The organism is Oscillatoria sp. HE19RPO, assembly GCF_024220515.1.
In the GTDB taxonomy this organism is placed as follows: Bacteria; Cyanobacteriota; Cyanobacteriia; order Cyanobacteriales; family Laspinemataceae; genus Laspinema.
The window spans coordinates 23,600-46,789 of record NZ_JAMXOT010000182.1 but is presented as its reverse complement, the minus strand read 5'-3'; the positions used below and the strand labels follow the sequence as shown (position 1 = coordinate 46,789).

Below are 23,190 nucleotides of genomic sequence, written 5' to 3'. Positions count from 1 at the left end.
TGGCGTGACATACATTAAATCTATCAAATGGAGATAATCAGGAGGAAGTTATGGGATTTTCAATGGAATATATGCGTGAGAAGGAAGAATTATTCAAACAAGGTTTTATCGAAGGCTTTACGAAAAGTTTTTACGAAAATTTTGAACAGAATAGTCAACTCATTATCCAATTAGAACGGGCGAAAATGATTAAAAGTATTTTAGGATTTCGATTTGGAACCATGATTGATGCAGAATTTAGCTCAATTATCGTAGCCTTATTGCAGTTACCCCATGAAGAGTTAACCCGGGTATTATTAACCCTTTCGCGGGAAGAGTTGCTACAACGCTTTGGCCGTTCCGAGAAACCTCTATCTTAATCAAGCATAACTTACGGTTTCTTTGAAGAGAAAACCCTGTAGGGGCGATTCGAGAATCGCCCGAAATCCCCGTCCTTTCAAGACAAAAACCCTGTAGGGGCGATTCGAGAATCGCCCGAAATCCCCGTCCTTTCAAGACAAAAACCCTGTAGGGGCGATTCGAGAATCGCCCGAAAAAAGATAATTAATCCATAACCTTCCGCCTCATCGCTTTAATCTGTCCCCGCTTCGTTTTGCTGTCGAGACGTTTGCGCTGAGAACTGCGCGTGGGTTTGCTTTTAAAGCGCTTTTTTGGAACAGCAACCGCACTTTTAATCAACTCTTGCAACCGCATCAAAGCTTCCTGGCGGTTTTCTAACTGACTGCGAGATTCTTGAGCCTTGATAATAATTACCCCTTCTTGGGTAATCCGATGATCGCTGAGACTCAATAGGCGATTTTTGTAGCGTTCCGGCAGAGAGGATGCTTTAATATCAAAACGCAAATGAATCGCGGTTGCCACCTTATTTACATTTTGCCCTCCCGCCCCTTGAGAACGAACTGCACTAATTTGAATTTCGTTTTCTAGGATACTGACGGTGTTGGAAATTTGTAGCATAATTTAGGAATAAAATGAGAATTTCACCGGGTTGGTTCAGCAACTTGTTAGAAAATTGGCAGCCGCGAACGATTCTATTATAAACCATCGGGGAATCGGCGCGTTGCCGAAGATGCCGGATAAAAATCGCTCCCTGCCCAATCCTTGTAGTAAAATGATTCATTAATTCAGAAATTCATAAGCCAAATCATCATCAATTCATCATGATTAAACCACTTGAAGGCAAAGTTACAGTTGTCACCGGGGCGACAAGGGGCCTGGGGAAAGGCATCGCCATTGGACTGGGGGAAGCGGGGGCGACGGTGTATATCACCGGGCGGAGTCTGGACCCGGCGACTGGAGAGGGGGAACTTTCCGGGAGTCTGAGGGAGACGGAAGCGGCAGTGGAAGCGGCTGGCGGGCTCTGTATTCCGGTGCAGGTGGACCATAGTGATGATGACCAAGTGCGATCGCTGTTTGACCAGATTCAATCGGATTTCGGACACCTTGACCTATTGGTAAATAATGTATATGCCGGGGTGCAAGCCTTAATGAATGCCCAGGGCCGGCCCTTCTGGGAGAGTGAACCGAGTTTTTGGGATGCTTGTAACAATGTGGGTCTACGGAGTCACTATGTGACCAGTGTTTTGGCGGCGCGGATGATGACGCCGCGTCAGCAGGGGCTGATTTGTACGATTTCCTCTTGGGGAGGGCTATCTTATATTTTCGGAGTGCCTTATGGGGTGGGGAAATCCGGTTGCGATCGCCTCGCGGCAGAGATGGCGGTGGAACTCAAACCCTATAATGTCGCCTCCCTCTCGATTTGGCCGGGGATTGTGGGAACAGAACAAATGTCCAGTATGGCGGATCAAATGGCGGCAAGTGAGACGGACGATCGCCAATTTTCTGGGTTCCGAGAACGGTACAACTGGGAAACGCCCCTCCTCACCGGACGGGCGATCGCCGCCTTAGCTGCGGACCCCACCGTGATGCAGCATACCGGACGGGTGCAGATTGTGGCAGAAGTGGCGCAACGGTATGGACTGGTAGATGAAGATGGCACCTCCCCAGCCTCCTTGAGGTCCCTGCGCTTCCTCCTCCCGTTTGCGGTCCCCCAATTGAGACCCTATGCCAACCTGGTTCCCAATCTTAACCTGCCTTGGTCCCTGATGCTGCTGAGTCGGTTGGGTGCACCCCGTCTGGGTTGAAACCGAATTTTCACTCAGGGTATTCCAACAAATAAATTGCTATTGCATCATCAGGTTAAGCACCTAGGGATTTCCAAACAATAAATTCTTCAAAATCTTTGAGAAGAGATCCCCCCAACCCCCCTTAAGAAGGGGGGCTTTTCCAATTCTCCTAAAGTTTTCATGCCCCACTTTATTTATTGAAATCCCCTAGCAAGACTCTTGCAGCCTGCGTAGGCAGGCTTCGTCCGTATAGCCCCACCCTTTCCTTACGGAACGCTACGCGAACAGGGTGCGGGTTTGGTATTTTTGCAGTTCCCTCAAAAGGTGACAATGGTTTTTTCCTGCGATCGCTCATGTTGCTGTTGAGCAATTGCGAGTTCCTGGTCCAATTCGGCTAAATTGTCCTGAATCCTCTGAATGATGGTCTCAATTTTAGAGTGATTCACGGGCAATTTTTGGCCTAATTCCACGTCAGTTTGATAATGACTGTTTAAATGCATAATTACTTCATGAGTTTGTTGTTGATAGCAATTAAAATCAGCAATGGCTTGAGATAATTCCCCTTGAGCATTCTGATAGGCTGACTGTTGTTCAACTAATTCCTCTAATAAAGGCGGTAAAGCGGTTCCTAGGCGTTCTCGTTCTGTCTCGGTTAAGGTAATCAGTTGGGCCGTTTGTTGTTGCGTCCGGGTTTCTAAGCGAGAACGACGCAGTTGCAGTCCTTCTAATTCTCGGGAAATTTGGTGATTGAGTCCTTGGATTGCAGCAATTTCCGCCTCAAGTTCTGCTTGTTGCCGTTTGAGGGTTTCTAGCTGATTGCGGTCCTGTTCTAGGGCAGTTTGTCGGGTAGAAATCTCCCGGCGTAAGTCTTCTAAATCCGTAGTTGCTAATTCCTGTTCAATCGCCTGAAGTTCGGCAAGGGTTTGTTGAAAATCCTGCAACGTTTCCCCCGCTTGACGGAGTTCTAATTCCCGATGGAACAGGGTCTCCGATGCTGCTAAAAGTTCGGCTTTTTCCGTAGTAATTTGCTGAAGTTGGGTGGTGCGATCGCGGATTTTATCGGCTAATGCCGGAGGGGTGGTGAGTAGAGGCAACCACGGGTTTAAAATCGCCAGTTGAGTTTGCAGGGTTTGACTGAGGGCGATCGCCAAGGATTCTAAGGTATCCGGATCCTTCGTCCCCAGGGATTCCAGCAACTCTGGGGGAAAAATCACCTCCCAGAGTCCCATTCCCTGTTGCACGAATTCAAACGGAAGGGTGACGGTTTCAAATTGATGGAGAGACGATAAAAAATTCGTCTCTCCATCTTCAGAATCTAAACCTAAATTCTGAATTTGCTCTAATAAATTGGCGATTTTATTGAACTGCTGTTCTAAGTTTTGCGGGGTGGTCATGTCCTGGATCGGGTAAATTCCTTTTCCAGAATACAGAACAACCGAAACAATGGATTGAACGGAGGGTTTAAAAGACGGTCCTAGCGACGATTCACAACAGCTTTGGAATCGTCTAGGGTGGGAAGACTGGCTGCTGTTGTGCGATCGAGGTTTTCCTGTTCCCACTGGAGCAGATCTTCCAGGGCTTTCCAAGAGGGCGTAAATGCTGGACTAGCGAGAGAACAGGATTCCCAGGCTGCTTGAACCGGAACATTGAGTTGCTGGCAAGTCCCACCCCGTCTTCCTTCCGGCTCATAGTACCGACAATTTCGACAGCAAGAAGTTAGAGAATTTAAGGGGTTCATAGCAATGTTTTGTTTAAAGGTCTGTTAAGGATTTAACTCGACTTTCTATTCAGTTACTGCGTGAATTTATACCGTTTTGACCCAATTTTTATTAAAAAATGTAACAAATTTATTTGAGTACCTACTATCATTACAATTCTTAACTCCAACTAAACTGTAATCTAAGATACGAATCCAGAAATCCTATCCGGGTGAAATCTCCCCAAGGGTTTTCCGTGATTTCCATTTTGGGACCGGCAATCGAGGGTTGCTGAACCCGGATGAGCAACCTTGGGCGATCGCCCCCTGCGCGAAAGTGATTATGGTACTCTATAGGGGCATCTGTTGCCTCTCCCCTCGGTGGCATCGCCGGAGGACATCCCTCAACCCCTTAACCTTGCGATTTGCGTATGAAAATCCTTCATGGCACCTGGATCCCGGACAACACCAGCGACTTCATTCGTCAGGGTCAATTTTACCTCTGGGTCGAAACCATTCCCAAACCCAGCCGGAAAAAGCCCAGTTTACGCCATCCCGCCCATTTAGAAAAAGCGGAATTGGCGGAATTTTTGCGGGCCAATTTGGGAATTCCTGAACTGCGCGAAAATGGGATTAAAAATCGCATTTCCTCTCAGTATTTTATTCTCCCTACCACAGGCGATAAACCCTTACCTTCTGTCGAACTATTTCGCTACCTAGAAGATGAACCCCCGGAAACCTGCGAATTTCATCCCTGGGAAATTGATTGCTATCACGTCGAAGATATCGTCAAATCTGACACCGTAAAATCGGTAACTAAAACCTTAAATGAGTTACACTTTATCGCCATCAATAATCTAGCAGAGGTTCAGCTTGGCGCGGATTTAATGTTTTGGTATCAATACAGCCAAGTTTTTAAACAAATCATCCTCAAAGACCAATACATTCCGGCCTTAAAATATGCTACCCTGACCTCCACCACCGGAAAAGGGAAAAAAGAAAAAACCGTTCAAACCGACGAGTATTATTCCTGTTGGGAAATTTTATCGGATCAATATGAAACCGATATTCAGCAGTATAGCGCGGCGATGCCCTTAGCCTGTGTGGCAGGGTTTTCTGCCATCCCAAACCCCTTAGAATTTCACGAAAAGTCTAGTTTACTGCGCCATTTTTCTGAATGTTTATTAAATAATTTGGTGGGGGAGACTCCCATTCCCCAAACCGTCTCCAAACAGTTTAGTGACTCTTTTATCTACACCAGTCACAGTAACCCAAAAAGGCCCGATGTTTCCCGAGAGACTTACCAGCAGTGGTCCAGTTGGAAAGAACGATTATCCGGCGCACAATTAACGGCCCCATTTTACCTCTGTTTTCAACTCCAAGAAGGAACTGCTGACCAACCCGACTGGTGGCGGATTGACTTTGTAGCCGCTTCTAAAAAAGACCCTTCTTTAAAACTTCCGTTAGAGGAGTATTGGACTCTCAGCAAAACCGAGAAAAAAACCTTTTACAAAAACTTTCGGGCAGATTTTGAAAAGAATTTACTGCTAAATTTGGGCTATGCCGCCCGGATGTATCCGTTACTCTCAAAAGGGTTAGAAACGGACCGTCCCACGGGGTTAGATTTAACCTTGTCGGAAGCGTTTGATTTTCTCAAAGAAAGTGCCTGGATTTTGGAAGATTCCGGCTATAAAGTCATCGTTCCTGCTTGGTGGACACCGGAAGGACGCAGACGGGCAACCCTGCGCCTGAAAGCTTCCTCTAAAAAGAAATCAGCGGGACAAGGCAACAAAGGGCTGTTTAGTTTACAGCAGATTATTCAATATAAATATGAACTTTCCATTGCCGGACAGCCGGTGAGTGAACAGGAATGGCAACAACTGGTTGAGGCGAAAACTCCCTTAGTCCAATTTCGCGGGGAATGGATTGAGTTAGACCCGAAGAAAATGCAACAAATGCTGGAATTTTGGCAGTCTCATAAAGATGAACAGCCAGAAATGTCCTTGCAAGAGTTTATGCAGAAAATTAGCGATGCCTCCGATGAAATTGAAGTAGAACAGGATGAGGTATTGGCTGAGATGATGGCTAAACTTCGCGATAGTAGCCGTCTGGAACCCATTGAAAATCCGGCCCAATTACAAGGGATGTTGAGAGAATATCAAAAACGCGGGGTTGCTTGGGTACAATATTTGGAACAGTTGGGACTCAATGGCTGCCTTGCTGATGATATGGGGTTGGGAAAATCCTTACAAGTGATTGCTTGTTTGGTGTTAGAACGAGAGGGGGGAGAGAAACCTTTCCCGACGCTATTAATTGCGCCAACTTCGGTGATTGGCAACTGGCAACGGGAGATGGAACGGTTTGCACCTCATATTACTTCAATGGTGCATCACGGTAGCGATCGCCTCAAAGATGAGAAGGAATTCAAAGCCGAAAGTTTAAAGTATGATGTGGTGATTACTTCGTTTACTTTGGCCCGCAAAGATGAAAAACTCTTTAAGGGAGTAAAGTGGCATCGGGTTGTGGTGGATGAAGCGCAAAATATCAAGAATCCGCAAGCGGCACAAACCAAGGCGATCGCCAAACTTCCCTCTACCCATCGCCTCGCTTTAACGGGAACCCCGATTGAAAACCGCCTGCTAGATTTATGGTCGATTTTTAACTTCCTGAATCCGGGATATTTGGGGAAAGAAGCCCAGTTTCGTAAGGGCTTTGAAATGCCCATTCAAAAAGACAATGACCCGATTAAATCAACTACGTTGAAACGATTGGTGGAACCTTTTATCCTGCGTCGGGTGAAAACGGACCGTTCCATTATTAAGGATTTGCCGGATAAAGTCGAACAGAAACAATATTGCAACCTCACCAAAGAACAGGCTTCCTTATATGAAGCAGTGGTCAAAGATGTGGCGGAACAGTTAGAAGAAGCCGAAGGCATTCAGCGCAAAGGCTTGATTTTATCCACCCTGATGAAACTCAAGCAAATCTGTAACCATCCGGCACAATTTTTACAGGATAACAGTGAGTTTTTACCCTCGCGATCGCACAAATTGGAACGGCTAGTGGAGATGGTAGAGGAAGTCATCGCCGAAGGGGAAAGCCTGCTGATTTTCAGCCAATTCACGGAAATTTGTGGGGCTTTAGAGAAATACCTCAAACAGACGTTTTATTACAAAACCCACTACTTACATGGGGGAACCCCGCGTCAAAAACGGGAAAAAATGATTGCGGAGTTTCAGGACCCCGAAACCGAACCTTCAATCTTTATTCTCTCCTTAAAAGCCGGTGGGGTGGGGATTACCCTGACGAAAGCGAATCATGTATTCCATTTCGATCGCTGGTGGAACCCGGCAGTGGAAGATCAAGCCACCGATCGCGCCTTCCGAATTGGACAAGAAAAAAATGTGTTTGTCCATAAATTTATTGCCATAGGAACCCTGGAAGAACGCATCGATCGCACCCTGGAAGATAAAAAACGCCTCTCCTCGGCGATCGTCGGCAGTGATGAATCCTGGCTAACGGAACTGGATAACGACAGTTTCAAACAACTGATTGCCTTAAATAAACAAGCAATTTTGGAGTAAAACTCATGGCAACCTTTAGCAGAACCTGGTGGGGAAAACGCTTTATTGAAGCATTAGAAGACTTTAGCGATTCCAGCCGATTGGGACGGGGCAGATCCTACGCCAAAAATGGTAAAATCAAAGAGTATCGGATTATCAACAATCAAATTAGCGCCAAAGTTCGGGGTTCAGTGAATCCTTATTTTGGGGTGTACAAAGAACCTCTCTACACCGTCAAAATTGAAATCCAGCCGATTTCCCCGGCGCAATGGTCCAAGGCGATTAAAGCCATTGCCTCCAATGCCAGTTTCGTCTCAAAACTGTTAATGAATGAAGTGCCGGATAATATCAATTCCGCCTTTGCCGACTTGAAACTGCATTTACTTCCAGACAGTCGCAACGACTTTAAAACAAGCTGTTCTTGTCCGGATTATGCCAACCCATGTAAACATATTGCTGGGGTTTATTATTTAGTTGCGGCGCAATTAGATTCCGACCCTTTCTTACTCTTTGAACTGCGGGGACTGTCTCGGGAAGACTTGCAAACGGAACTCGCAAAAACTCCATTAGGAGAAGCCCTTTCTGCCTCCTTGCATGAAACGGCGATCGTCCCGGAACCCTCGGAATCCTATTACACCCAACCGGAACGAGTCCCAGTTAATGCCACCGCTGATTTAAAAGAGTTTTGGATGGGTGCCAAACGACTGCCACCGCCACCGCCACCCCCCCAACCGGCGATCGTTCCCGCCATTCTGATTAAAAAAGCCGGTGACTTTCCTCCCTTTTGGCAAAAAGATATTTCCTTTTTGGAAGTCATGTCCGACTTTTACACTCGCGTCAAAACCAAAAATAAGGAAGTCTTGTAAGTCCAGTCCCTTCCCCTTTGGATTGGGGAGGGGACTGAATTATGGATTGTTTCACCCTATCAATGGGATAACCTAAAGGGTAGGCTATTTTTAACAAAACTCGACCCCTCACAACAAGCCGCGATAGCGAATAAAGAGCAAAATTACTGCCCAGGAACCCAAGGCGACTTTAATCGCCACCAGAATGTTTAAAACCGGCAGAATTCCCCCACTCACCAAAGCGCCCAATTGACCATGCGGTAATTCAATTCCCACCAGGGTGAACATCGCTAATCCGATGAAAATGATGACGGAAATTTTTTCCCAAATTGCGGTATGCCAGCGTTTATAAATTGACTGCATCAGTTCCATTGAGGACGTAATGGCGATTAACCCGATCGCCGTCCCTCCGGCTACCCCAGCAGCAAATCCGCCCCCAGGACTTAAATGGCCGCGAATTGCCAGTTCAACGCCAACTAATGCGGCAATAGTTGCTCCTAATCGGGCTAAAACAATGGAGGGCTGATCGTTGAATTGATGCACATGAGCTATTGGCTTTTCGTCCGCGAGTAAATATTTTACTCCCACAATGGCGATGGTAAATACCACAACTTCAAAGATAGTATCATACAAGCGATTTCTAAAAATAATCGCGGATACGGCATTAGGAACCCCACTCTCCTGAATCACGGATTGGACAATTTCTAAGGTGCTTTCATCGGTTAGGATGGAATTAGAGGTAAATAAAATTTTCAGAGCAAGTGCTATCCCCGCGAGAAAATAAATCCATTTCATTAATGCTGCTCCGATGAACTTAAGGGACTCATTAAAGGGTTGAAATAAGTAACCTTTGTCTCCGAGGGTAGCTCCTCTTTCATGATTTCATAAAGATGCTTAAGCCTCGTAGCGGTTTGATATACGGTTACTTTTTCCAAGGTAGTTGTGAAGGTGCGATCGCCATGAGCAACCGGCTTTGGCTTCACATAAATGGCATGAATTTCTTTGTCTTTAAAGGCTTGATCCAAAGCTGATTCATCGGGATAAGGGACTAATTCAAGGCGCATATACCGTTTGGCAAAGACTGCTCGTAAATCCTCAATGGGTTTTCCGGCAGGGAGATCTCCTTCTGGATATTCCCCTTCAATAAACCCCAGGCGCATCACCATTGAGGAACGCACCGCCACCGCCGATAGGATAACCGCCAGCAAGGTTCCCATTAATGCTTCTGTTAAGGCCACATCTGGGGCCCCCAATAGGGCATAAACCAAGGCCGCCACTGCCCCTAATATTCCCCGAATAATTAGGGCATGAAAGGGATTGGATTGCACCACTAACATACAAGCAGATAAGGGCAACAGCGCTACGATCGCATAGATATAAAAATCAGTCATGAGACTCCTGTGCAGTGGAACAATAGGCTAAGACATATCCCAGAATTGTATTCCAAATGGCTAAAGAAATCAGGGCGAGCAGAATTAAAGGCCATTCCCTCGGGATTTGCAGCAGCAATCCAATGGTAATCGACATGGAACCCAGGGTATCCGACACCGAAAGAGCATGGAGCTTAAATAACACCGATCGCTCCCCCAATAACGGAAAAGTTCCCCAAAACCAGAAGAAAATTCCGACCCCGATACAACCATAACTCAAGAAGTCAATCATAATTCATTCAAGCGTTTCACAATATGAGCAAGCAACATTAAACCGGCATTTCCTACACTAAGGATAATGACTCCCGCCACCCCGATATTCCAATCATCCCGAAACACAGAAACGACTAAAATCATGATAGAAGTTTTCGTCGCAATGCTGGCAAAAGCTAACATTTTTTGCCAAACATCATCATCTTTCCAGGCTTCATACATTGGAATTAACAGGGCCAAAATCATGGCCAACAGTATCCCATTCATGGTTAAATTCATTGGGGGCTTCTCCGACGCACACGGTGGACTTCATACCAGCCTTCTTCGTGATATCTGGAAACAATCGTCTTGGGGGTGAAGGTAATCAGAAAAATATCTAAAAATACCAATCCCGGAGAACGACGATGGGGGGCTTCTTCCAGGGTGATATCTTCAAATCTGTGAGGGAACAAGATGATTTCAAAGGCTTCCTTATAAGCGATGGGAACGGCCACGATAATCTCCCACAATGCCCGCATCCAATCTTGAACCTGCCCTTTAATTTTATGGTTGTGAGGCAACAGCAGGGAAATTGTGACTCCGATTAAAATATTCGGTAAACTCAGATCCGAAGTCAAGAGAAACCAAATGATCAATCGTAAGATTAAATTGAGATATCCTATCATAATTAATGCCCACTCCAGGCCAACCAGAACAGCAGAACTGCAATCAGGGTCATCACCCCGGTCAAATGCTCAAATTCCTCGAACTTTCGGGGTAAATTCAAAGCCCACCGTTGAACGAGGGCTAGGTAAATCACCGCACCCAATACCACAATCCCAATGGCTTTGAGAATATTGGCAACGGTATAAAGTTCATAATGGACTGCATTTACAAAAATTAATCCCCCCAGCAACAGACCGATCGCCAGCCAAAAACCAATGTGCATGGGTTTTTTAGGTTCAGCATTGCCATGAGGGAGAAACATCAATTTAGAAAAGCAGATTACCGTTCCCACCGCTGCCAGATTCATGGGGATGCTTTGCCAAGACAGCACATTTTTTAGGGTTAGCATCTTAGCTTCAAACCCCGCCAACAAGGGAAACCCACAGATGGATAAACTCGCTACAACCAGAGGAATCCATAACGAGGTAGGCATCGGATTAGTTTGCAGGGTTTTGAAGTCACGACTGGGCAAATTCCCGGCAATTAGGAACAAACTCGATTTCACTAATCCGTGGGTGAGGGTATAAAACCCGGCGACTGCGGGGGCGGAAATAATCCACCCTAACTGGGAAACTGTGCTAAACGCTAACAGGCGTTTGGTATCTTTTTCAAAGAGGGCATAAATCACCCCTAAAATTGCCGTTCCCACACCAAAAAGTTGGACAATGGGACTGACTTCTTCTAACAATAAAGCGCAACGGACTAGGGGAAACGCACCGGCTTTGACGACCACTCCCGACAACAGGGCCGAAACCGGTGTTTCTGATTCTGAATGGGTTAATGGTAACCATAATCCCGAGACAAAAATTCCCGCTTTGGTTAACAACGCCATGAAAATTAAAGCCAAGGCTTCCGGGGGTGCACCGCGCAATCCTTCAAAACTAAAGGAATGATGCGCTTTATAAACCAGAACTGCCCCGATCAGATAAAACAACATGGCGATATTGCTGACAAACAGATAGCGCAACGCCACCCAAATCGCGCGATCGGTTCTCGGATAGCTCACCAGCAATGAAGCCCCTATTCCGCTCACCTCTAGCGCCACATATAAGCTCATAAAATCCGTGCAAATAAAGGCGGCATTGAGGCTACCATGCAGAATAATCATCTGGGCATAAAAGAAAGAACTTTTCCCAGTTTGCACACAGTAAAAAATCACCGCTGTTGTGACCAAGGCATTGGTTAAAATAAAGTAACCGCTGAGTTGATCGATCAACAGACTCACCCCACCCGAATCGATTAATTGCAACGATATCGGGGAGTTAATCAAAAATACTTTGACGGCAAATACCGCCGAAGCCACCGCCGTGAAACTGACTAGGTAGCGATCCAGTTGAGGAATGATAAAAATCGTGAAGCCTGCCAAAAAAGGCAGAGCCATCCATAGGATTGTCAGGGTATTCATGGGGTATTATTTTTTTCGATTTCGGTGATTTCTAACGTTGGATTATCCCGGGCTAATTTCATGACCCCGACTAACATTACCGCCTGAATGGAAAACCCAATCACAATCGCCGTTAAAATCACGGCTTGGGGAACTGGATCGGCGTAGGCTATTTTTTCGGCCCCATCGGCAGCAACAATCGGGGTAACGAAACCCCCTCGGGATGCCACGAATACATAGTAGGCAATTACCCCTGTACTCATGATATCCATTGAGAAAATTTTCATCAATAGGTTCTTTTTAAAGAGAATTCCAAAGAATCCAAACAAGATGGTCGCAACGACAAAAGCTTCTAACACGGCAAGGGTTGGCGGGGTAAGGAGGACAGGGTACGCTCAGGGAATGATTTAATTTAATGATTCTACAGTAATCCGGTAGAGATTGGAATATCCTCCCGCAGAAAAATCATAAGACTTTTTAGTGGCGCTTACGAAGTCTAGCTTATATCCCAGTCCTTGCATCGGTTGTGTCCTGGATCCCATGTTGAAGCTTTCGGCAGTCAGTCAAGCGATCGCTGTTGCTCCTGTGCGCGGTGCTGTTTGTGCCGGTGCGTGGTACACTTACATCTTGCTCCCTGGCTTGATTACAAATCAGTTAGGATTGCGATAGATACCGCTGAAAAAAGGCTGATGGGATTAAATATTTAAAAGCCCTCCTGAGAATATCAAGTCCATTCATGAATTTCCCCTATCTCAATCGGTGAGTTTCTCTATCTGCAACCTTCAGGGTGAACAAAAAAGCCCCCCTAAATCAGGGGGGGAGGGGGAATTAATCCAAAATTATCCCATCAATCTCTGGAGTTGACACCGTATTCCGCTAATTCCAGAGATTAGGCGCTAAAGTATTTTGCAACGGGGTGATAAGTAACGATCGCCGTTGTCGATTGTTCCGGATAAAGCTGTTCACTTTCATCCATATACAAGTTAATGCGATCGCTGCCTAACAAATCCAACTGCTTATACTGGTCCTGCATATTCGGACAAGCGGGATAGCCAAAACTATATCGAGAACCCCGATAACGTTGCTGCAAAATCTCCCGAATATTATCCGGTTCCTCACTGGCAAATCCCAACTCCCGGCGAATTCGGGCGTGTAACCATTCCGCGATCGCCTCCGCTGTTTGCACCGCAATCCCGTGAAAATACAAATAATCCGTATAGCGATCGCCATCAAACAACTGCTTCGCATACTCCGTCGCAACTTCTCCCACCGTCACCGCGTGCATCGGAAACACATCAATATGACCCGTTTCCTTCGGTGCAAAAAAGTCCGCAATACATAACCGCCGCATCGACTTTTGCCGAGGAAACTCAAAGGTGACAACGGGTTCTGTTACTGCACCTGTTTCCCCTTCCTCCGGTTGATAAACCAGCAAACTATTCCCCTCTGCCTGACAGGGAAAATAGCCATAAACCGCCTGGGGATGTAACAAATTCTCCGAAAACACCCGTTCCTTCCAAGTCGCTAAAATGGGATGCACCGTTTCCGCCAAAAAAGCATCATACTCTTCCCGAGATTGACCTTGGGGCTTGCGGAATTGCCATTGTCCCACAAACAGCGCTTGTAAATCCATATACTCGAATACTTCCTCCAAAGGAATATCCTCCGGTTGCAGCACCTTCGTTCCCCAAAATGGCGGCGTCGGACGCTCAATATCAATCGCCACCGCATCAGAACGGCGCGTATCCACTTCCTGCGGTTCTTGAGATTTCGGAGTTGCCTTTTCTAGCTTTTCCCCATTCTCCGAAGTGTCTACAGAAGCATTCCCTTTCGCTTCCGCCTCATCCAAGAACCCCGTAAAATCATCCCAATTTTGGGCTGCTTTTGCAGGCATCAATTTATCCATGAAATGCAAGTCAGAAAAAGCATCTTTCCCATAAACCACTTGACCTTGGTAAGTATTCTGACAATCCTCATGGACAAACTTCGGAGTCAGCGCCGCACCCCCCAAAATCACCGGAACACTGATTCCCCGTTCGTTAAACACCTCCAAATTTTCCTTCATAAAAGCAGTAGACTTCACCAACAGTCCACTCATGGCAATACAATCCGCCCGATGTTCCTCGTAGGCTTGGATAATATTCTCCACCGGCTGCTTAATCCCTAAATTAATCACCCGATAGCCATTATTGGTCAGAATAATATCCACCAAATTCTTGCCAATATCGTGAACATCGCCTTTCACAGTGGCAATAATCACCGTGCCTTTGGCATTATCTTCTGACCCTTCTTTTTCCATGAACGGTTCAAGATGGGCAACCGCTGCCTTCATGGTTTCCGCCGATTGCAACACAAAGGGTAATTGCATTTGTCCAGAACCGAACAATTCCCCGACAACCTTCATCCCATCCAGGAGATACTGATTGATAATCTCCAGAGGCGGATAGGTTTCTAACGCCACCGTGAGGGCTTCATTTAACCCAATCCGTTCGCCGTCAATAATATGATTTTTGAGCCGTTGTTCAATGGGCAAACTGGCATCAATTGAGCGGTCCCGCTTGGTGGTTTTCCCTTGGAAAAATTCCGTCACTTTCGCCAGGGGGTCATAAACGCAAACATCCCCCTCAAACCGACGGCGATCGTAAATCAAATCCCGGCAGACTTGTTGCTGTTCTGGGTCAATTTTCGCCAAGGGTAAAATCTTGCTGGCGCTGACAATCGCGCTATCCAACCCCACCTGCATCGCTTCATGCAAAAACACCGAATTCAGCACTTGTCGCGCCGCTGGATTTAAGCCGAAGGAAATATTAGAAACCCCTAACAAAATGTGACAACCGGGCAGTTCTTCCCGAATCCGGCGAATGGATTCAATCGTAGCTTTTCCATTCTCCCGATCTTCTTCAATCCCCGTAGAAATCGGTAATGCTAGGGTATCAAAAAACAATTCATGGGCGGGGACACCGTATGCGATCGCTGCATCATAAGCACGCTTGGCAATTTCAAACTTGCGATCTGCCGTCCGCGCCATCCCCTCCTCATCAATCGTCCCCACAACCACCCCAGCACCATACTGCTTGGCTAAATCTAGCACCTTGTAGAACCGGGGTTCCCCATCTTCAAAGTTGGTGGAGTTCATCAAACACTTACCCCCGGCAACTTTCAACCCCGCCTCCATCTTCTCCCATTCCGTGGAATCCAGCATCAGAGGCAGGGTGACATTCGTCACCAACCGGGACACCAACTCGTGCATATCGCGCACCCCATCCCGTCCCACATAGTCCACGTTCACATCCAAAATGTGAGCGCCTTCTCGCACTTGCTCCCGTCCCAGGGCGACTAATCCATCCCAATCTTCCGCATTCAACATCTCCCGGCACTTCTTAGAACCGCTGGCATTCAGCCGTTCCCCGACAATCAGGAACGAGTTATCCTGTTCATAAGGTTGAGCACTATAAATCGAAGCCGCAGCCGGAGTATATTGGAACAAATTGCGAGGCGGAGGACTGCCATTTTCCCCCCAAACCCGCACCGGACGTTCCTTCGGCTTCAAACTCTTAGACAGTTCCGCTAACTGAGCAATGTGAGGCGCTTGTGTCCCACAACACCCCCCAATCACCTGCACTCCCAAATCTTCCACAAAGTGCATCAACGCCATCCGCAACTCCATCGGCGTCAACTTGTAATGCGCCTGTCCCCCAATATTTTCCGGTAACCCGGCATTGGGAATACAAGACACCACAAAGGGAGAATTTTCAGCCAAATAACGGATATGTTCCTTCATTTGAGCCGGACCCGTGGCACAATTGAGACCCAAAATATCAATGGGATAGGGTTCTAAAATGGCTAAGGCTGCACTAATATCAGAACCCACCAACATTGTGCCCATGACTTCCATCGTGATGGAAACCATCAAGGGTAAGCGTTGACCTCTTTTATCAAAAACTGCTTCAATGCCATTTAATGCTGCTTTAATTTGCAACACATCCTGACAAGTTTCCACAATTAATAAATCAACGCCGCCATCAATCAGACCCTCGGCTTGTTCACTAAAAGCGTTTTTCAGGGTATCAAACTCAATATGTCCCAAAGTGGGTAATTTGGTCCCGGGACCGATTGAACCGGCGACAAACCGAGGTTTTTCCGGGGTAGAATATTCGGCAGCCACGCTTTTGGCTAGTTCCGCAGCGGTTTTATTCAGTTCATAAGCGCGATCGCCCAGATCATATTCCGCCAACACAATGGAAGTCCCGCCAAAGGTGTCGGTTTCGATGACATCGGCACCGGCTTCCAGGAACCCACGATGGACAATTTTGACCGCTTCCGGGTTGGTATAGACGAGATATTCGTTACAGCCTTCAAAGTCCTTGCCGCCAAAGTCATCAGCAGTCAGGTTTTGAAATTGCAGACTGGTCCCCATCGCCCCATCAAAAACCAGAACCGGGCGATCGGGACTATGCAGACGTTGAAGAAAAGCAGGGGTGGTCATAGCAACATCAAGATAAGATTTAGTATTTGATTACTTTATCTTATTCTGGTTTGAGATGCAGTCCAGGCTCGGAGTTTTTGGATCCACTCTCCCCATCCAGGCGCGATGGAAGGTGAAAGTATAATCAGCACAGGGTAGGCCCCTTTGGGCTGGGGACCTCTGGTTTCTAGCAAAGTGGCAAGGAATCCGTGATGATTTTACCCCTACGGAAGTTTAAATTTTCAAGGCTTAATTTAGCTGTTGAATCGATGCCATAGGAAGATAAAGATTCAGGTTATTGTCCTTAAATTGCTGAAATCCATAGTTTAGATAAAAGCTCACGGCTTCCTCGTCTAATGCTTCGACTATCACCGCTAGAGAGGCCACTTGTGTAGAGACCTCTAGAGATTTTTTTAGAGCATCTATCAACATAATTTCACCGAAACCCTTCCTTTTTTGTTGAGCATCAACAGCCAACCGGCCTAATAGAGTAGCGGGTAAAGAGGGGTAATGAGGCAAGCGCTTGGCAAAACTGTCATCCAAACTTGTAATATTAACTGTGTATGAAGAAAGGGTGTAATAGGCTAAAATATTTAAGTCCGGCTCATCAATTAAAACAAATACGGTGGCGACTCGTCTTTTGAGGTCCTGAGACGCTTGTCTCTGGATGTAATGGTCTAAACTAACCTTTCCACAGGAAAATTGTGAGCGGACATGGTGACCACTCCTAAGTGCTTCAATCTTTAGAACCATTAGTCGGTTATGACTTGCTTATATCGTACAGATGCGGCTTTTAGCTTATCATTGAGCTGAGGAGGATTAAGAAGAGAATCGACAAAGGCTTCGCTATCCGCCAGACTGAGTTTAAGGGTTTGATGCTCTTGAATCACTCGAATAGCTTCTGCCTGAACTGTTGACACAATAAAATCAGTTAAAGTACGTCCCTGTAGATCGGCAGCTTTCTGTAAAAGCGCTTTCATTTCTGGGCTGGTACGGGCTTCGAGTCGTGCCATCGATTTTTGATTGGTTTTATTAGTCATTTTGATAAACCCAAGACATTTTAGAGGGGCTATTAATTTTAATCATATCCGGCAATTTGCCGGATGTCAACCCAAGTTGCCTTTGCAGATAGGCAGTGGCGATCGCCCCCGACGGCGAGAAACGGTTTGGTTCAAAGGAAAAAACCCTTGGGGGCGATCGGTCCTGAGATAACCCAACCGGCGATTACAGATTGTTAATGGGATAGGTAGGAAATGCCGCTAGATTGGTCATGGGTGAACTGTTGCTAACAACGGTCACAAATCCCCCCATTCCTTGAGATTTATAAGTCCAATTCATAATCTTCTATTTCATAAGAATAAGGGGGAATATTGCGAGAAATCAACAACGCTTCAAACCCAATTCGTGGCATCCCAGCTAACTGGCTGGCTTGGAGCAGAGAGAGCTTTTGTTGTTGGAACAGCAGCATAGCAATTTCCTGCTTTAACTCAGCTTTCCCAAAGGCTGCTTTTCTATTTTCCCCCTCAATCATCCTCATACTCAGCCCAGGAATTTGGCGTTTCTGAGACGGCTACCTTCAAGCGCACCCCTTCTGGTAACCGGCGTTTGGTTTCATCGTAAATGTATTTGGCGATCATCTCTGCGGTGGTTTCATATTCCGGTGGCATCACGTCATTGAGTACACAGTGATCTAATCCGCCTTTTGTGACATCCCGTTTTGCCCAACGGAGGGTTTTGAAATCGGCAACCATGACCTCGTGGGGGCAGTATTCGGAGGAGTGTAGCTTCTGGGTTGTGGCTTCTATCCGCACTCGATAGGTATGTCCATGCATCCGTCCGCAGGGTCCATCGTAGTCTTTGATGAAGTGGGCGCTGTCAAAGGTGAATTCTGTTGTGACTTTCCATTTTGGCATTGTTTTTCCCTCATGCGATCGCAACCCTCCTCGATTCGGCTCATAACTTAAGAATCCGATCTACTGCGGTTGAACCAAACTTTTATTATAATCCAAAATCCCCGAAAAATCATAGCTTATCATAAGATATATGAACAATTATGTCATTGCGCAACTCTATCGGCATCAGGGAGAGCCAATCCTTGTAACGAAAGCGCCAATTGCTCTTATTTTTTCAAAATTTCTACCCCTAAGTGAACTGTGATAGCTTCTTCTAAAAAATCAAATTGTTTTGTCAAAAATACCCAATAGAGAATGTATTTAAAATTTAAAGGCTTACAAGAACATTTTTTTGATTTATGATTTTTATAATATTCTCGTTTTATGCTTGCTAACCCGGCCTCGCGAAAGTCCCTTCTTTTAAGCCTAATTTGATAGGTTTTATAGAAATACTGACAGAGTTGAGTCCGAATCCATTTATCCAAATCATGAAACTGCTGAGTGTCTGTAACAACGGAGAAAAACCCGACCCAGTTGCGGTTATTTTTATCGAGTAAGCCCCCACATACCGGACATAGGTTTTCCGGTCTCCCCTGAATTTTTTTGTTGATAACATAGTCAATTAATCTAAAAAAGCGCTCACGGGGGTTGTCGGAAAATTTATAACCCCTTTCTTTTTCTATTTTGTGAGAAATTTTATTTTGAAATCGCTGAATATTATCGGGGCTAACTCTAACATCAGTTAAAGTCAATTCAAATCCTACAAAAACCAAAGGATTTTTAGAAATGTCTACATACTTAGTTTTAGACTTTCCCAAATCATCTAGGATGGGATGAAGCTGAAGTTTTATTTCGCCTAGTTTTTCCTCAACTCGACTATGAATTGCTGGAAGGTCATCTTGGGTTTTCAGAAGGACAATAAAATCATCGGCATAACGAACATATCGTAAAGGAAACTCGGGTGCTAAATCTTCTAAAATCCATCTATCAAATTCATGTAAATATAAGTTAGCCAACATTCCAGAAAGCACTCCTCCTTGAGGAATGCCTTTTACCCGAACATTTCGGGGTGGCTTGTAGTGGTGAAAAAATTTATAATTCCTGGGTTTATTTTGCTCATCTCTGTAGGGAATTCCGCTGGTTTTAATAAATCTTCGGAGTAGGCTGCTTACCCTAGTTTCATGACCCCATAAATCTTCAATGATAGAGATTAGACGGTCGTGAGCAATGACATCAAAAAATTTAACAATATCGGCATCTAAGCTAAATTGAAAACCGGATTGAATATAGTTATGGATCAGTCTAGCTGCGGAAGGAGCAGACTTGCCTTTTCGATAAGCGCAGGACACTCGGTCTAATTTAGGAGTTGCCTTAAAAAGTTTTTCTACTTCCTCATATAGAAGTTCGTACAAAATTTTTTGAACGAGAAGGTCTCGAATCGTTGCGATCGCTAAAACTCTTTCTTGACCCGATGGCTTAGGAATGTTAACTTCTCGAAACGGGTAAAAAAGATAAGTGCCCTGAATTACTCTTTTGGAAATAAATTGACACCGCCTTGATAATTCTTTTTCAAAGGTTTTAGAAGAAATACCATCGGCTCCCATTGGGATTCTTATTTCTTCTGTCAAAACATCATGTTTGGCCTCTTTATATCTCAAAAAGGCTTCTTCAACTTTTTCGGGTTGAAAGTATTGACAAAGTTTATCGTCTATCAACTTAGACATCTCATCTTGTTAAAATGAAAAAGAGTACCTAAACAAAAAAGCGCAACAGGGAGCGCAAGGTACTCTTAAAATTCATCCTGTTGACCTCCCGATAAACTGTAGAAATTGATAGTTTATCGATCGGTATTAATATTCACTTGTTTATTAAACAAGCTGACAAACCTCATATTAAGCGAGAGCTTCATTGGTGGTCCTCTTATATTCATGCTGATTATAGCATGAAACCTAGGCTCCTTGAGACGGACTGTATTAGAACAGCCGACGGCGGACTCAACGGTCCAGCCCCTAGTTAGACCAATAATAGCTTACCTGAGTTTTATTAAAATAGCAACCCCCATCGCCACAAGAGCGCAAAAGTAGGTACAGATTGACTGAAACCTTATTTTATCGCTTTTAAGATTTAAAGCTTTATAGCGACAAATAAAGTCTGTGACTCCAGCAAGTGCTTTAGCGATCACTAGGTATTCTGGTGTCCTTTAGTCTTGCCGCACTGGTCCCAAAACAGGGCCTCACCAAAGCAAAGGCTGAGTAGTGTGGGGAATGGGGAAGATTCACCCTTCTCCCTGGATCTCATCTACCCGGGCGATCGCCATCTTAGACTGACCAGACATCGCCGTGAACCCCTTGATCCCCGGATACAAAACCATTAAATTTGAGGGGTTAAGTCTAAGTATTTTCCCTCGGCACATCGCGACCCAGGGGAGTTCCTGGACAAGGATGCTATCGATCGCCAGTTAGAACGGTTATCACTCTGGAGCCCTGTTTTGACAGGGGGGAAAGATTTTTCTTGAATCCAGCCAAGCCGCATCTGTACAAAACTTGCACAAACCTGTTAAACTTGACAACCGCACTCAGGGTGTAAGATTAACAGGAGATAAATATCTCCAAATCAGGAGGGAGTAGCTACTTCAGTGGGGGAAACAGTGCAGACCGTTGTTGTTCCAAAGGTGAAATTGAGCCGAACCGAGGACTTATCTGATCTTAAGACAATGGCTGACGCCCATCGGAAAGAGTTGGGATTTGTCAATGGAGCCATTCTCGCTGAGGCCATCAACAACCAAGAAATTTTTCACATCCCAGAACAGGGATTTTTGCACTTTCATCACCGACGAGATAAGATTTCCACGCTTTATCATCTCGTAGTCGCTCCCTGTTTACGAAAGCAAGGGATTGGTCGTCAGCTATGCCAAGCGTGGGAGGAGCATAGTAGAAGTTGTGGAATGACTACTTTGCGGCTTAAATGCCCATTGGATTTACCAGCTAATGGATTTTATTCGCGCCTAAATTTTCGCCGAGTTAAGATTGAACCAGGGAAAAATCGGCCCTTGGTGGTTTGGGAAAAGAAACTCCTTCCAATTGCACAAGATCGTCCCCAATTTATTGCTTCTTTCACCGCCAGCAGTTCAGAACTCAAGCGACTGTTTCAGCTTTGGAAATCCGGGGGAGACCCGCGCAATCCATTTGCTCATGTCCTCTATTCTCCCATTGCTTCTCCTGCATCCACGACTGAATATTTGCAAAACCAAAAACGGGCAGAAGAAATCGAAACTGTTTGGCTTGATTGTGGGGCTTATCAGGTGCAGCAAGGGAAACGAACTTATGACGAGTTACTTTCATTTTTGGACCGATTTTATCGCCAGAATCAATGGACTGATGGATATGTATTGCCCGATATTGTTCCCTTAAGCACTGATAGTGATGAAATTGTAGAATATAAAGTTCGCGAAACGCTCTATCAGTGTGAACGGTTTTTTAGCCAAATGCCACTGTATGTACAAGAGCGTGCGATCGCCCCGGTACAAGGTCGTTACATTCACCAAATAAAACGCTGTATCGAAACTTATAATAGAATGGGTATTGAGCGCATTGGTTTCGGATCCTGGGGAACATCAGGACCCAATGGAAGTGTGAATATGCTTTCCGAGTCTAGCTTGGCATTGTTTAAAACTGTTTGCACGATTGCGAATGAATATAGAATGCAGGTTCATTGCTTCGGAATCGGAGGTCCTAGCAGCTTTAATCGGCTTCGTAGAAATAACCTGTATCCCCACTCTCTCGATAGTACAACCTGGTGGAAAGCAGGAGGATTTGGTAGCATCTTTTTTCCGAATACTTCTCAAATTCAAATTACGGTAAGGCGAGGATTGGAAACAACAAAATCAGGCTTTGAAAAGCTCAAAACAGAAACCAATCATTCCTGCTATTTTTGCCAGGATATTCAAAAATTAAGAACCAGTCGTGATTATCGAATTATGCATAACTTGGCCGCATGGCTGGATACTTTAGAAGGGTAATATGGCAAAAAGATTAACCTTACATCTCCAGCAAAATACTACTCTAGAAAGAGTATCCGCTATCCTGGATTTTATAGAAAATCATCCCCAAGACGATTTAGAAGAACTTGCCTCTATTTGTAACCTGGGGGTTGCAGTATTACAAAAAAATGTCTTTCCTTTTTTGAGAAATATTTCTATTTTGGAACGACAGACTAAAAGTCCGAGTTTAACTCCCCAAGGAAAAGTGGCTGTTGATATCCTTCAGAAACACCCCGATTTACTGGGAGAGTTTTTTCATAGCTTGATTTATCAACTTCATTTACAAGAACCGAATAAAAGGTTTTCTTGGGCTTATGCAACGGTTGTACAAAAACTATGGGCGCGACAAGAAGTCGTTTTATCAATGCCTGAAAAAAAGGCCCTGGTTGGAGAAACAATTGAATCCGCTTCCTTGCAGTATCAAGAACCCACCAGTGACATTGCTTTTAGTGATACCAGTATTGCCGGTATTCTCAATTGGTTACGCACCCTATCACCCCCGGTCATTGAACCTCAAGGAAAACCCGAATTTTTCAGTCGTCGCTACTTCTGCTCGGCTCCCGTTGTGGTAAAATCAATAGATAGTATCTACAAGCAACAGCAGAGAACTTATGGAGTTAAAATCTTCTTAAAAGAAGAAATTAAAGATTCTATTTGTCAAATGTTGGTTCTTGATCCCAGCGGATTAGAAGGCAGTCTAGATAATGCAAAACGCACTTATGATTATGATTGCGGCGGTTTCTTTGATTGGGGCTATGAAGGGGGCTATGGGCAATGGATATCGCTCACTAAATCCCCGGACTGGACGGAATTAGTTTAGTTGTAATGAGTT

General features: G+C 45.3%; 24 protein-coding genes. 8 read left to right on the top strand and 16 right to left on the bottom strand.

What is annotated here, in order from left to right; all coding sequences use genetic code 11:
- Positions 1-50: 50 nt before the first annotated feature.
- A complete protein-coding gene (locus NG833_RS17110) occupies positions 51-359 on the top strand; it encodes a hypothetical protein (protein ID WP_254566493.1) in 309 nt (102 codons plus the stop codon).
- Positions 360-543: 184 nt separating this feature from the next.
- On the opposite strand, the gene arfB is transcribed toward NG833_RS17110, so the two are convergent.
- Positions 544-957, bottom strand: a complete 414-nt coding sequence (gene arfB, locus NG833_RS17105) for an alternative ribosome rescue aminoacyl-tRNA hydrolase ArfB (protein WP_254566492.1) — start codon at positions 955-957, stop codon at positions 544-546.
- A 203-nt stretch (positions 958-1,160) separates the two neighbouring features.
- On the opposite strand from arfB, the gene NG833_RS17100 reads away from it, so the two are divergent.
- A complete protein-coding gene (locus tag NG833_RS17100) occupies positions 1,161-2,144 on the top strand; it encodes an SDR family NAD(P)-dependent oxidoreductase (RefSeq protein ID WP_256556035.1) in 984 nt (327 codons plus the stop codon).
- A 299-nt stretch (positions 2,145-2,443) separates the two neighbouring features.
- Here the strand turns inward: NG833_RS17100 and NG833_RS17095 are convergent, their stop codons facing one another.
- Together NG833_RS17095 and NG833_RS17090 are read right to left on the bottom strand one after the other, a co-directional pair.
- The gene (locus NG833_RS17095) at positions 2,444-3,520 is read right to left on the bottom strand and encodes a hypothetical protein (RefSeq protein ID WP_254566491.1); all 1,077 of its coding nucleotides are present in this window, start codon (positions 3,518-3,520) and stop codon (positions 2,444-2,446) included.
- An 80-nt stretch (positions 3,521-3,600) separates the two neighbouring features.
- Positions 3,601-3,864, bottom strand: a complete 264-nt coding sequence (locus NG833_RS17090) for a hypothetical protein (protein ID WP_254566490.1) — start codon at positions 3,862-3,864, stop codon at positions 3,601-3,603.
- 389 nt (positions 3,865-4,253) lie between these two features.
- Between NG833_RS17090 and NG833_RS17085 the strand changes: the two genes are divergently transcribed.
- Together NG833_RS17085 and NG833_RS17080 are read left to right on the top strand one after the other, a co-directional pair.
- On the top strand, positions 4,254-7,406 hold the full coding sequence (locus tag NG833_RS17085; RefSeq protein WP_254566489.1) for a DEAD/DEAH box helicase: 3,153 nt from the start codon (positions 4,254-4,256) through the stop codon (positions 7,404-7,406).
- A gap of 5 nt (positions 7,407-7,411) precedes the next feature.
- The gene (locus NG833_RS17080) at positions 7,412-8,251 is read left to right on the top strand and encodes an SWIM zinc finger family protein (RefSeq protein WP_254566488.1); all 840 of its coding nucleotides are present in this window, start codon (positions 7,412-7,414) and stop codon (positions 8,249-8,251) included.
- A gap of 108 nt (positions 8,252-8,359) precedes the next feature.
- Here NG833_RS17080 and NG833_RS17075 read toward each other — a convergent pair whose 3' ends face one another.
- From NG833_RS17075 to NG833_RS17045, 7 genes are read right to left on the bottom strand one after another with little or no spacing between them, the layout of a single operon-like run.
- Positions 8,360-9,025 (bottom strand): Na(+)/H(+) antiporter subunit B, encoded by a 666-nt coding sequence (locus NG833_RS17075; RefSeq protein ID WP_254566487.1) that lies wholly within the window; start codon positions 9,023-9,025, stop codon positions 8,360-8,362.
- The gene (locus NG833_RS17070; RefSeq protein WP_254566486.1) at positions 9,025-9,621 is read right to left on the bottom strand and encodes a DUF4040 domain-containing protein; all 597 of its coding nucleotides are present in this window, start codon (positions 9,619-9,621) and stop codon (positions 9,025-9,027) included. The genes NG833_RS17075 and NG833_RS17070 overlap by 1 nt, the downstream gene beginning before the upstream one ends.
- Positions 9,614-9,892, bottom strand: a complete 279-nt coding sequence (locus NG833_RS17065) for a monovalent cation/H(+) antiporter subunit G (protein ID WP_254566485.1) — start codon at positions 9,890-9,892, stop codon at positions 9,614-9,616. The genes NG833_RS17070 and NG833_RS17065 overlap by 8 nt, the downstream gene beginning before the upstream one ends.
- Positions 9,889-10,140 (bottom strand): hypothetical protein, encoded by a 252-nt coding sequence (locus tag NG833_RS17060; protein WP_044197725.1) that lies wholly within the window; start codon positions 10,138-10,140, stop codon positions 9,889-9,891. Before NG833_RS17060 ends, NG833_RS17065 begins: the two co-directional genes overlap by 4 nt.
- 8 nt (positions 10,141-10,148) lie before the next feature.
- Entirely contained in the window at positions 10,149-10,538 is a 390-nt protein-coding gene (locus NG833_RS17055; RefSeq protein WP_254566484.1) for a cation:proton antiporter, read from the bottom strand.
- Positions 10,539-10,540: 2 nt separating this feature from the next.
- Positions 10,541-11,983, bottom strand: coding sequence for a cation:proton antiporter (locus NG833_RS17050; protein ID WP_254566483.1), 1,443 nt, complete (start codon positions 11,981-11,983; stop codon positions 10,541-10,543).
- Positions 11,980-12,321, bottom strand: a complete 342-nt coding sequence (locus tag NG833_RS17045; RefSeq protein ID WP_254566482.1) for an NADH-quinone oxidoreductase subunit K — start codon at positions 12,319-12,321, stop codon at positions 11,980-11,982. Before NG833_RS17045 ends, NG833_RS17050 begins: the two co-directional genes overlap by 4 nt.
- A 121-nt stretch (positions 12,322-12,442) precedes the next feature.
- Between NG833_RS17045 and NG833_RS17040 the strand changes: the two genes are divergently transcribed.
- A complete protein-coding gene (locus NG833_RS17040; protein WP_254566481.1) occupies positions 12,443-12,631 on the top strand; it encodes a hypothetical protein in 189 nt (62 codons plus the stop codon).
- Positions 12,632-12,851: 220 nt separating this feature from the next.
- Here NG833_RS17040 and metH read toward each other — a convergent pair whose 3' ends face one another.
- The 3 genes from metH to NG833_RS17025 form a co-directional block, all read right to left on the bottom strand.
- A complete protein-coding gene (metH, locus tag NG833_RS17035; protein ID WP_254566480.1) occupies positions 12,852-16,448 on the bottom strand; it encodes a methionine synthase in 3,597 nt (1,198 codons plus the stop codon).
- Between the two features lie 228 nt (positions 16,449-16,676).
- A complete protein-coding gene (locus NG833_RS17030; RefSeq protein WP_254566479.1) occupies positions 16,677-17,180 on the bottom strand; it encodes a GNAT family N-acetyltransferase in 504 nt (167 codons plus the stop codon).
- Positions 17,180-17,467 (bottom strand): DUF1778 domain-containing protein, encoded by a 288-nt coding sequence (locus NG833_RS17025; RefSeq protein ID WP_254566478.1) that lies wholly within the window; start codon positions 17,465-17,467, stop codon positions 17,180-17,182. Before NG833_RS17025 ends, NG833_RS17030 begins: the two co-directional genes overlap by 1 nt.
- A 63-nt stretch (positions 17,468-17,530) precedes the next feature.
- On the opposite strand from NG833_RS17025, the gene NG833_RS30480 reads away from it, so the two are divergent.
- Positions 17,531-17,665, top strand: a complete 135-nt coding sequence (locus NG833_RS30480; protein WP_256556033.1) for a hypothetical protein — start codon at positions 17,531-17,533, stop codon at positions 17,663-17,665.
- 83 nt (positions 17,666-17,748) lie between these two features.
- Here the strand turns inward: NG833_RS30480 and NG833_RS17020 are convergent, their stop codons facing one another.
- The 3 genes from NG833_RS17020 to NG833_RS17010 all read right to left on the bottom strand — a co-directional run bounded on the left by NG833_RS17020 (position 17,749) and on the right by NG833_RS17010 (position 20,043).
- Positions 17,749-17,958, bottom strand: coding sequence for a UPF0175 family protein (locus NG833_RS17020; protein ID WP_254566477.1), 210 nt, complete (start codon positions 17,956-17,958; stop codon positions 17,749-17,751).
- Positions 17,951-18,340, bottom strand: a complete 390-nt coding sequence (locus NG833_RS17015; RefSeq protein ID WP_254566476.1) for a 6-carboxytetrahydropterin synthase — start codon at positions 18,338-18,340, stop codon at positions 17,951-17,953. The genes NG833_RS17020 and NG833_RS17015 overlap by 8 nt, the downstream gene beginning before the upstream one ends.
- Before the next feature lie 206 nt (positions 18,341-18,546).
- Positions 18,547-20,043: a reverse transcriptase domain-containing protein gene (locus NG833_RS17010; protein WP_254566475.1), complete on the bottom strand. Its 1,497-nt coding sequence runs from the start codon at positions 20,041-20,043 to the stop codon at positions 18,547-18,549.
- A gap of 989 nt (positions 20,044-21,032) precedes the next feature.
- Between NG833_RS17010 and NG833_RS17005 the strand changes: the two genes are divergently transcribed.
- Positions 21,033-22,337, top strand: a complete 1,305-nt coding sequence (locus NG833_RS17005) for a GNAT family N-acetyltransferase (RefSeq protein ID WP_254566474.1) — start codon at positions 21,033-21,035, stop codon at positions 22,335-22,337.
- A gap of 1 nt (position 22,338) precedes the next feature.
- Positions 22,339-23,178, top strand: coding sequence for a hypothetical protein (locus NG833_RS17000; protein ID WP_254566473.1), 840 nt, complete (start codon positions 22,339-22,341; stop codon positions 23,176-23,178).
- Positions 23,179-23,190: the final 12 nt, after the last annotated feature.